The sequence below is a fragment of the Variovorax sp. P4_D9 genome (genome assembly GCF_056401695.1).
Window position 1 is genome coordinate 1 of the sequence record NZ_JBFUIU010000337.1, and the last position, 9490, is coordinate 9490.

The 9490-nt window shown below is 64.2% G+C and carries 8 protein-coding genes and 1 pseudogene; 1 reads left to right on the forward strand and 8 read right to left on the reverse strand.

Annotated elements, in window-relative coordinates; all coding sequences use genetic code 11:
- Positions 1-184: 184 nt before the first annotated feature.
- The 5 genes from AC1DY5_RS29715 to AC1DY5_RS29735 all read right to left on the reverse strand — a co-directional run bounded on the left by AC1DY5_RS29715 (position 185) and on the right by AC1DY5_RS29735 (position 6491).
- Complete coding sequence (locus AC1DY5_RS29715; RefSeq protein ID WP_478117282.1) at positions 185-1072, reverse strand: H-NS histone family protein; 888 nt, start codon at positions 1070-1072, stop codon at positions 185-187.
- Positions 1073-1181: 109 nt separating this feature from the next.
- On the reverse strand, positions 1182-2282 hold the full coding sequence (locus AC1DY5_RS29720) for an ArdC family protein (protein WP_478117284.1): 1101 nt from the start codon (positions 2280-2282) through the stop codon (positions 1182-1184).
- A gap of 438 nt (positions 2283-2720) precedes the next feature.
- Positions 2721-3089: a DUF2958 domain-containing protein gene (locus AC1DY5_RS29725; RefSeq protein WP_478117285.1), complete on the reverse strand. Its 369-nt coding sequence runs from the start codon at positions 3087-3089 to the stop codon at positions 2721-2723.
- A 308-nt stretch (positions 3090-3397) separates the two neighbouring features.
- Positions 3398-4066: a RadC family protein gene (gene radC, locus AC1DY5_RS29730; protein WP_478117287.1), complete on the reverse strand. Its 669-nt coding sequence runs from the start codon at positions 4064-4066 to the stop codon at positions 3398-3400.
- A 172-nt stretch (positions 4067-4238) separates the two neighbouring features.
- Positions 4239-6491: a hypothetical protein gene (locus AC1DY5_RS29735; protein WP_478117289.1), complete on the reverse strand. Its 2253-nt coding sequence runs from the start codon at positions 6489-6491 to the stop codon at positions 4239-4241.
- Between the two features lie 328 nt (positions 6492-6819).
- Here AC1DY5_RS29735 and AC1DY5_RS29740 point away from each other — a divergent pair, with 328 nt between their 5' ends.
- The gene (locus AC1DY5_RS29740) at positions 6820-7074 is read left to right on the forward strand and encodes a hypothetical protein (protein WP_478117291.1); all 255 of its coding nucleotides are present in this window, start codon (positions 6820-6822) and stop codon (positions 7072-7074) included.
- A 534-nt stretch (positions 7075-7608) separates the two neighbouring features.
- Here AC1DY5_RS29740 and AC1DY5_RS29745 read toward each other — a convergent pair.
- The 3 genes and pseudogenes from AC1DY5_RS29745 to AC1DY5_RS29755 all read right to left on the reverse strand — a co-directional run.
- Complete coding sequence (locus AC1DY5_RS29745) at positions 7609-7929, reverse strand: NYN domain-containing protein (RefSeq protein WP_478117293.1); 321 nt, start codon at positions 7927-7929, stop codon at positions 7609-7611.
- 278 nt (positions 7930-8207) lie between these two features.
- Positions 8208-8837 (reverse strand): hypothetical protein, encoded by a 630-nt coding sequence (locus tag AC1DY5_RS29750; protein ID WP_478117294.1) that lies wholly within the window; start codon positions 8835-8837, stop codon positions 8208-8210.
- Positions 8838-8923: 86 nt separating this feature from the next.
- A pseudogene (locus AC1DY5_RS29755) lies at positions 8924-9490 on the reverse strand (hypothetical protein); the annotation flags it as partial.

The following is a 9490-nucleotide window of genomic DNA, read 5'->3' on the forward strand; positions in this document are numbered from 1 at the left end:
CCACCGGCGATGCCGCCGGTGGATCCGCAGCTTCGAAGAAGGTGGCGCAGAGGTTGGACACGTCGAATGATCAAACGGCAGATGCGAAGCAGCGTGATCCTGGATGACGCCGGGCGCGCATCACAACGTCCAGCACGGACGAGGCCCACCACTTGCGTGATGACGGCTGTGCTTTCTAGAAGAGTTACAGCGCCGGCGCCGCGTTGACCGCTTCAGGCGCCGCGGGCGCCTGGACCGTCACGGCAGCTGCCTTGCGCGGCGCGGCTTTTGGTCCGGCCTTCTTGCGCACCTTGGGTGCAGGTGCCTTCTTCGCCGGCAAAGCCGGCGTCGACTCTGCCACCGGGGGATTCGGGCCAGTGGCCTTTGTCAATGACTTCAATGCACGCGTCGCCTTCGGCGCAGCAGCTTTCCTCGCTGGCGATTTCTTTGTCGGCGGCGTGACCGCTTGCGCAGACGTAGCGGCAGCAGACGCAGCAGACGCCTTCGCTGGCAACTTCTTCGCGCGGGCCGATTTCGTTGGGGCGGCCTTGGACGCAGCGACGACAGCGCTTGGCGGTGACTTCGCGGCCGGGGCCGTCTTCCTCGAGGCGCGTTTTGTCGGAGCAGCCGACTTGACCCGCTTCGACCGAATCGACTTGGCTGGAACGCTCTGCGCATGCGCCGCAGTGACCGAGGCGACTGGAGCGACTGGGGTGACTGGGGCGACAGTTGCCGGCGTCGCACCGATCGCAAAGCTTGCCAGCGTCCGGCCGGCTGCGAGCGCGTCGCGCAGCCAAGCGGGCCTCGGCCCGCGGCCGCCCCACTGATTGCCCTTCTCATCGCTGAACTTCGCGGCGTTGGATGCAGCGCCATCCTTGCCCTTCGCCTTCGCCGCCTTGGGCTTCTTGCGGGCCGAAGGCGACGCGGGTGCGGAGATCGACGCGAACTTCAGATCGCCCGCCGTGAGCCCGTACTTCGCAATCGTTGCGTTGATCTTCGTGATGGCGCCCTTGGCTTCGAGCGCCAGTTGCTTCTGGGCGGAGGCCTGGAGTGCCGCGATCTCGCGTGCCAATTCGGCGTAGGTCTTGGTCATGGAAAGATGAAAAAGTGGAAAGGCTGGAGTCTAATTTGTTCTGGCAGGCCGATCGGCCTGTACCGAGAACAATTGGAAAGTGGCCGAACCTGCGGCCACTGCCCGGGGTTCATTCCTCCGCTGGCAGGATCTGTGACCCGTCAAGCGCCGGCATCTCTCTGGCCAGGATGTAGTCGAACGCTTCGCCAGCATGTCGTGCGGCCGTGAAGATCGCCGTTCGATCGTTCTTCAACACCTGCAGCCAGCTGTCAAGGTACGCCGCATGCCCTTCGACGGTCGCGTCCACGATCCCGCAGTGTCCCATCACGAAGGCGGAGCCGAGTTCGGCCACCAGCTCTTCAAACGCATAGGCGTCGTCGCCAAAGCGCTTCCCGAATTCGCGATTCAACCGGCTCGAGTGTCCTGTCCAATGCACCAGTTCATGCAGCGCCGTGGCACAGTAGGCCTCGGGACTCGTAAACTGGACGATGTCGGGCATGAGGATCCTGTCCGCGTGCGGCGCATAGGCCGCGCGCTCGAACCCATGCTGGATCCTTGCCTCGCATCCGCCAATGAGGCGCATCGCGCCTTCGATCGGGGAGCGATCCGCCCAGTCCTTGGCAACGAGTTCTCCGTCCATCAGCTCCGGCGGCACGCCATCAATCTGCGCGACGTTGAAAACCCAGAACGGCCTGCACAGCAGGAAGCTACGTTCGGCCGCGCCGACCTCGCCGCCCTCCTCCTCTTGCCGACCTGAAATGCCTTGCGAATCGCGAGCCGCACCCGGCGATGCCTGGCCCGTCTTGCGCTCGAAGTGCGCGCACAGCACGGYCCGCTCGCCCTTGCGTACCTGGGCACCCAGGCTGGCGGCTTGCTTGTAGGTCATCCAGACGTTGGTGGGATAGCATTGCTCGATCGCTGCATCCCACAGCAGGAGCACGTTGGCGCCGTGGTACGGCGCACCGGTCTTGCCGTTGCGCGGCATGCCGCGCGAAGCGGCCCGGGTCCAGCGCTCTCGAAACACGTTGCCGCCTTTCTCGAGCATCCCAATGATCCGGTCGGTGATCGATTGCCGGACATCCATGCGCCCGCCGCCGCGCGGCGTTGAACCTGCGAATTGAACAGCACCTGCTTTTGGTGAGTCCTCGGGGGGTACGGGGGGAACACCCGTGGCTGCTTGGCTTGCCTGACCGTGGGGGTTGTGCTGCCGGGAGGATTGAAGTGCGCGCATGGCTGGGCCTTTCTGCGGTGGGTGCCGCGGTGGTTGAAGATCTGCTTTCGGAGCCGCCTCGGCGCATGAAGAGCGAGCAGCAAGGGCCGATCTCCAGGGACCGCCCGCAAGCCGCAGCTGAGCGAAGCGATGACCGGGTGAGGACGGTGGCGAGAGCCCGAAGCCCTGGACAGCGGGCCGTGCGAGCTATGCGTCGATCAAGAGGTGGCTCTGAAGGCAGATGCGCCGCGCCACGCACCAGCGACCCACGCGGGCCACCGGCCGGCAGCGCCCGGCCGCAGGCCGCTCGGCTCTCCTCTGCAACGCAGAGGCATGCGTCCCTCATCCAACCCGTGGGCCTGCCGCGCGACGCGCGGCCTGATCGAACACAGCGCGCGCAGCGCGCCCAAGAAAGGGCAAGTGAAGTGACATGCCGCCGGCAGCGCCGGCGGCAGCCTCTCAGGCCTGGATGCGCCCGGCGAGTCGAGCCTCCCGCGCGTAAGCGCTCAGTGATTGCGTGGCCCGGAAGTGCAGGTCCTGTTCGATTGGCAGGTTCATCATCCCGCGCACGACGGTAAGCCCAACCAAGCTCACCGTGCCCGTTTCCGGAAAGCCCATGCCGAGATCGGCCAAGCCGAAGGCAATCTCCGGCGCGTCAGGATCGATTTCGGTCAGCAGCCAGGTCGCGCCCGCATCGGGCGTGAAGAGCTTGACCACGGGCAGCGGATCGAAGTCCTGGCCCTTCTCCTGGTACGCCAATGCCAAGCGGCCGTTGGACAGAAGCGTCTCGAACTGTTCGTCGGTGATGAAGGGAAAGTGGGAGCGCATGACGTTCTCCTTGAACGGTAGAGGGCGGGATTGCCCGTGACCGTCGACGGCACGCCGCAGCGCAAGCGGTCAAGGTTCGAAGACGGGCGCAGGCCGCCAGCGCCGCAGGCGCGCAGACCTTGACGGCGAGCACGGCGTGGCACCCTCAAGGGAACAGCAAGCCACCCTCCCCTGCCCCACAGACCCGCACCGCCCTATCTCCCGACAATTCCCCATGACTCTCGCCGCCTTGGCGGCGGGCACTCTGGATGGCTCGCACGAAGTGCGCTGGCAACGCGAAATGAAAAAAGGGGCCGTAGCCCCATGCGTCACAAGAGGCCGCGTTGCGCGAACGAGAGCGACTTTGCGCCCGCCACGATGACGTGGTCCACGACCCGGACGTCCATCATTGCAAGCGCTGTACTCAACGTCTTCGTCAGCAGTTGGTCCGCCTGCGAGGGCTCGACGCTTCCGGCTGGATGATTGTGCGAAATGATCAGAGCCGCAGCCTCATGGTGGAGACAGCGCCGCATGACCTCCCGCGGATAGACACTCGTCTGCGTCAAGGTACCGCGGAACAGCTCCTCGAACGCGATGAGCGCGTTCCGCGCGTCGAGGTACATCACGGCGAAACTCTCGTGCGGCTGCCCGGCGAAGTGAAGCTTCAGGAAGTCGGTGACGGCTCTTGGCGAATCGAACACCGAGCGGCTGGTCAGTTCCTCGACCAGAAGTTCCTGCGCCAGAGCGAGCCCCGTGACCAGGCGACGGAAGCTCGGCAAGGAAGACTGACGCGCGAAGTAGGTCAGCTTCAACAGCGACCGATCGTTGGCCTCGTACAGTGCGTCCGCCTCGGCGCCAAAGAAGGGACGAAGTGCTTCGACGATGCGTTGCTGCCGGTCTGTGAGATCGGAAGATGCGGTCATGATGAGCTCCTGTGAGATGACACAGGCGGGATTGCCTGCGTGGCCCCAGCTCCCTTGCCGCAGCGCAGCGCTCAAGGCCGCCGCAGGCGCGCGGCACGCGCCGAGCACGCGAAGCGCGCGCAGGGCCTTGACCGCGAGAACGGTAAGGTAGCGTCAGGCCTCACAGGCAAGCCCACCCCGCCCTCAACAGAGGACACGAATCTGCTTGCGGATTTTCTTGGGGCGAGTGGCGAACGCCGTACCGCGCTCACAAGTGAGCTGCGGTGACGGGCCGGCAACTCGCCTCGGAGTTCAAAGGTCTTGCCAGACGGCCGCCTGCTCGATGACCGCGACGAAGCGCCGTTGCCGAAAAGCCATCGGGATACAACGTGGCGCGCTCGGCCCAGGCCTCCTCTTCGCCCGCCGCTGGTATCGGGTCTGAAAGAAAGAGATTGGCAGGATTCGTCAACAGCGCTGCGTCGTCGCGCAGGGCAATGAGGATCTCTTCGAGCGAGACCTTCAGGACGCCGGAGAAGCGCTGGTGGTCGCACTCGATCGACGTATCGACAATCCACCGTATCAACGCTGGGTCCGCTTCAGCCGCCCCGAGCTGCAGGGCGGTTCGCAGCGTGCCGTTTTCGCGAAGGTCTCGCGCCACGGCCTCCGACTTGCGCAACACCTGGCGGCCAGCGTGACGCAGCGTGCTCGTCGCATGTTGGAATGCTTCCTTTCGCGACTTCCGGATAACGGTCGATTTCACTTCGACAACCAGCACGACTCCTTCAAGCGCACAGACCAGGTCGATCTCGCCGGCATCGCCGTGCAACGCACGATCGGGCAGCCAGTTCGATACGACGACAAAGCCGCGAGCTTCCAGCGCTCGCGCAAGACCGGTCTCGATGCGCTGCGTTTCTTCACGTGCCTCGCCCCGGCGTTGGCCCAGGCGGCGAAGGTTGTTGATGATCGCGGTGCTGTTGTTCTGCAGGCCAAGATGCCAGGGCAATTGCACGAGCACCTCGCCGAACTTCAACACCGGCCGCTCCAGCAGTTCGGGCCGCAGGCCCGGCTCGGCGCCTTTCAACTGTGCGGACAACGCGGCCCAGTCGCTGCTCCAGAAATCGAGAATCGCCGCGGCCTTCGCGGCATCCCCCTGCGGCGTCGCCGCGGAGACGGTCCAACCGGTGATGTTCGCGATCTTGGCAGCGCGGACCGACCAGGTCAGCGGCAAGCGATTCTGCATTCCTGAAAGTGCGCCGCCTTCGCAGAGCTTGCGCAAGGCCACACGCCAGTCGCCGTAGGCGCGCAAGTGACCCATGAAGGTTTCGAGGAAGTCCCGCTGGTAGAACGCCGACATCAGCTCCATTGACAGCGACGCCTGAAACACGTCGACCGACTCGCCACCATCGGTCGTCACGGTTTCGGCAATGCCGTAGACCTCGGTCAACTGCCGCCGTGTGCGCAAGGCACGCATGTAGGCCAGGCGGTTGGCCTCGTGATTCTCGGGGCGACCGATGGTCTCGGTGGCCCTCCCCGACTGCATGAAGGTGTCGAGTGCCCTGTAGAACCAGTACTCGTGCAGGCGCGCGAGCTTGTGGCCATCACGCTGCCAGGCCGCTCGCGCCGATGCGTCGATTTCGACGATTTCAAGTGAGGTGCCATGCGGCACGAAACGGATCCCCTGGTCGTAGCTGAACGCGTCCGCCGATTGAGAAACGAAGGCGTTGAGTTCGATCTGCGCCGCGAGCAGATCGCGGATTTGTCCTCGCAAAGTCGTGCCAGAGTCGGCCCGACCCGGAACGCATCGCAACACCGGGGCGAGGTGCTTCACGAGCGCCAAGCCGATCACGTCGTCATTCAGCGAGAAGTCTTTCGGATCAGCGCTGCCGAGTTTCCATAGGAAGACATCGTTGATCGCTTCCCATGCCTCTTGATCCTCTGATTGAACGCCGTCCGCACGGTGCGGCGAATCCATGCCCCGTGGCACGAGGTGCTCGAAGGCGTAGAGGCTCGCGAGAACCAGCAGTTCAAATGGCGTCGTCTGCGCGAAAGTGGCTCGATGGGCGCCGAGCTTCTTCAGGCGCTCGTCGTGCGCCTGGCGAAATATGTAGAGGACACGGCAGAGCTCGGCTACCGGGAGAAGCCGTCGGCCCAGCCTTTCCAATTCAGCATGCCGCATGGGTGCGAAGCGCATCACGATGCCGGAATGACGAACGGCCTTCTCGAGCAAGGTCGGGCAGGCGGCGGCAAGCCGATCCAGCAGGTCTGGGTTGCTAGCTTCCTCCTGGGCGAAGTAGTGCGAAAGCGCCAGCGTCATGATGCTGGAGCGCCAGGTGTCTATCGGCACGGAGGGCCAGTACGGGCACGACCAGAAATCGGCATCGCGCCTCGCGCGGCCGATCTTCACCTTGGAGCCGCTTGGCTTCCCGTCCAGATAGGCGCTCGCCGCTTCCAGCGCAGCATGGGTAAGGGAAGCGGCGGTCGGCTCGACGGCTTCAGAGAACGAGGTGTACAGATTGGTCATGTCGCGTTCAGACGGGTGGTGCACCGGTGCGATGTTCGCATTGCCGCTGCCGCCGTCCTTCAGACAAGATGGCTTGTCCGGTGCAGTTGACATTCGTCAGTGAGGTCCGCCAAGGCCGGCGCATGGTCGATGGAGCCTGGCAGGCCGCGCACCGCGCGATCGACACCTGCGTTGCCCATACGGCTGGCGACTTTCGGGCGGAGGAGCACAGGGTCGATGCGAAGGCCAGCTTCGCGAGCCGAGCGCATCTCGGCATCGAGCTGCGCGCGAATGCAACACGCCCATCGGCGGCGTATGCTGGCATCAGGACACCTTGAAGGAGTTGGCGATGCTCTATACCTACGTCAATGAGGACGAAGACAAGAACCCGGTCGGGCCGCGCGACGCACTGGAGCTGTTCAAGGAAGCGGCCGTAGCGGTAGGACTGATCCGCCCCGGCGATCCGCTCGACCGGAACGTGGTGGATTTCGCCAGGCTGGTCGTGGAGATGTGCGCATCGATCGGCGACAACTACGTGCAGCCCGAGAGCGCAGTTGGCGTCTCGGTCGGCGATCGCATTCGAGGGGAGCTCCAGGCGCTCTAATGTCGCCTGCATTGTCAGCCGGAGAGGGTCGACGGACCGCCGTTGTCGATCCGTTGGATCTCTTGCTTTGCGTGGGACTTCGCCTGTCTCTGCCCCTCGCGCAAAAAAATCCTCAGGACCGAGGTCCCGAGGATTGAAATCCACCAAGAAGGGTGGAGGAGACAACCGGATGCCCTCAAACGGGGCACGAAAATCAGCTCGAGATTTGAATTTTCGCAATGACGCAAACAGCGTGCCTTGTGTGGCACGCGACAGTCATGAATAGACGCTCTCCCTACAAGCCCCGAACCGTGACAGCTTCGTCGCTATCTTGCCCGAAAGCGTCGCAAAGGGGGAGCGGCGGCGAAGTTTTCGTGAGGCCTCCACGCCGACGCGCAAATCTTTGGCGATGGAGCGAGATCGGGCTTTCAGCAATGTTCGGCGTATTGCGCAGCGCTACCAATGCGCCGGCTTCTTGATCGCTTTGCGAGATGTCGGGACCACGTCGCGAAGCTGGGCGGCTTGCAGCTCCTCATCGAGGATGTGCCGCCGAACTCAGTGAGCGTGCTGTGCCAAGGATGTGCTGAAACCGCGCGAAGCGCCCTTGCCCGCCACCGGCGGCTTCACGGGTGTCACGACACCGATGCGGATCGCCGGAAAGTCCTCGCGCAGCGCGGCCAGCACGGGTTCGGCATCACTGTCGTTGGAGCACAGCACGACCTGGTCGAACAGTCCTCTGGCGGCGTCACGGTACATTGCCATCGTCAGGTTCACGTCCGTCTTCTTCTCCTCGATCTTCCAGACGCGGGTTCGAAGATTCCGATCATAAGGAAGGCCCTCTTGATAGGCGGGAAGCAAGGCGCCGCCTGCGTCCATGCTGGGCGACCAGATGGAGCCACTTGAAGGGCGTATCTCTCAGCCGGCCGTAGTACAGGTTGTACCCGTCGACGTAGACCGCATTTTTCGAGCTTCCAATGGCGTCTACCTCAGGAATTCCGAATATGAAAGAACCGCCCGAAGGTGGTCTTCTCGCCCTAAGCGAGAGCCAACCGAATGACACTGCGCAGGAGGACGAAACTCCTGGCGGGCGCGGCCAGCCACACACCTTCGTCGGCACGCCCAGGGGCGGCGACGCAGCCAGCCACCAAAGGCCTTCACCGCTTTCGGCTGGCTGGCTTCTTGTCCTTCGGCTTCGGAACGCTTTTAGCGGTGACGTAGTACAACGTCCCATCCTTTGCCACCACGGGGCACTCGACCGCCCAACGGGTCGCAAGCGCCTGCGCCAGACCGTGGCAACCGTTCTTCATGAGGACAGCGACGTATTCCTCACGGGTGAGCTTCGGGGTCTTGAGTTTCCTACGGCAGCCTTCCGCCACCTTGGCCACGATGTCCGGCGCTTCTGCCTGCAGGCCATCGAGGTAGGCCGAAATGGCGTAGCGGACAACCTGCGTGTCCTTGAAGGCGTGCTGAGGAAAATCCTTGACGTTCCTGGTGACGAGGGCGACCGGCTGACCCGGCCAATCATCGAGCGAGAGCTTGTAGGCAGCTGCGGCGACGTGGCGATCCTTTGCGTCCACGGGCTCGAATCGGCCGATGTGCTTCGCGTAGCCGGCGACTTCCCAGCCTTCGGCGGCCGCTCGCATTCCCTGCAGGCAGTCCTGTATGTCTTGGCTGTCTGCGTTCTGCTTGGCGATCACGTTGCGCGTCCATTCCGCCTCAAYCTCCCGCGTCCAATGGACATTCACCACTTCAGCCTCGTGCAGGTGCATGAACAGGTCGCGCATGCGAGGTGCAAAGAAAACGTTCGCATCGACCAGAACGATGCGGGGCAAGACGGGCGCCCCACTCGATGCCTTCCGGTTGGACACCTTCAGCGCTTTGCGCGGCGCGGCACACCCGCCAGTTCGTCGTTGTACAGGCCGATGCGCTGGCTGGCCCGAGCCATGGCGTCGAGGCCCTTGGCCTGCCGCGACTTGCTGTCGGCCTTGTAGGCCAGCACTGCGACCTTCGAAACGCGCCGGTGGCCGCCGGCGGTGCGACTGACGTCGCCGAGCGCCCCAGCATCCAGCAGGGAGTTGAGGTGGGTGCGGGAAACGTGAAGGAGTCGGGCGGCGGCCTCGCTGGTCAGTTGTTCGCCGTCATCCTCGGCGTCTACCTCGTTGGGCGCTTTGGCGGGACTGTCGACGAAGGCCTGCACGTCCGCGGCGGCCAGGAGGTGCATCAGCATGGCTCGGCGCTTGCGTGCGGTGGCTTGGTTCTTGAGCAGGCCTTGGGTGAACTCCTCTTCGAGGAAACCGGGCAGCACGTCCCTGACGACCTGGCCAATGGCATCGGAATCCGCTTGGCGCCTGGTCCGGGCGGCGATAGCCTCGGTCACCTGGGCTGCCAGCGACTGCGCGACGTTCTCCAGGGCGAAGTGAAGGCCGCTGGCCAGTTG

Coding starts and splice junctions, on each gene's coding strand:
- AC1DY5_RS29715 (WP_478117282.1), bottom strand. CDS start 1,072: ATGACCAAGACCTACGCCGAATTGGCACGCGAGATCGCGGCACTCCAG.
- AC1DY5_RS29725 (WP_478117285.1), bottom strand. CDS start 3,089: ATGCGCTCCCACTTTCCCTTCATCACCGACGAACAGTTCGAGACGCTT.
- AC1DY5_RS29735 (WP_478117289.1), bottom strand. CDS start 6,491: ATGACCAATCTGTACACCTCGTTCTCTGAAGCCGTCGAGCCGACCGCC.
- AC1DY5_RS29740 (WP_478117291.1), top strand. CDS start 6,820: ATGCTCTATACCTACGTCAATGAGGACGAAGACAAGAACCCGGTCGGG.
- AC1DY5_RS29745 (WP_478117293.1), bottom strand. CDS start 7,929: ATGGACGCAGGCGGCGCCTTGCTTCCCGCCTATCAAGAGGGCCTTCCT.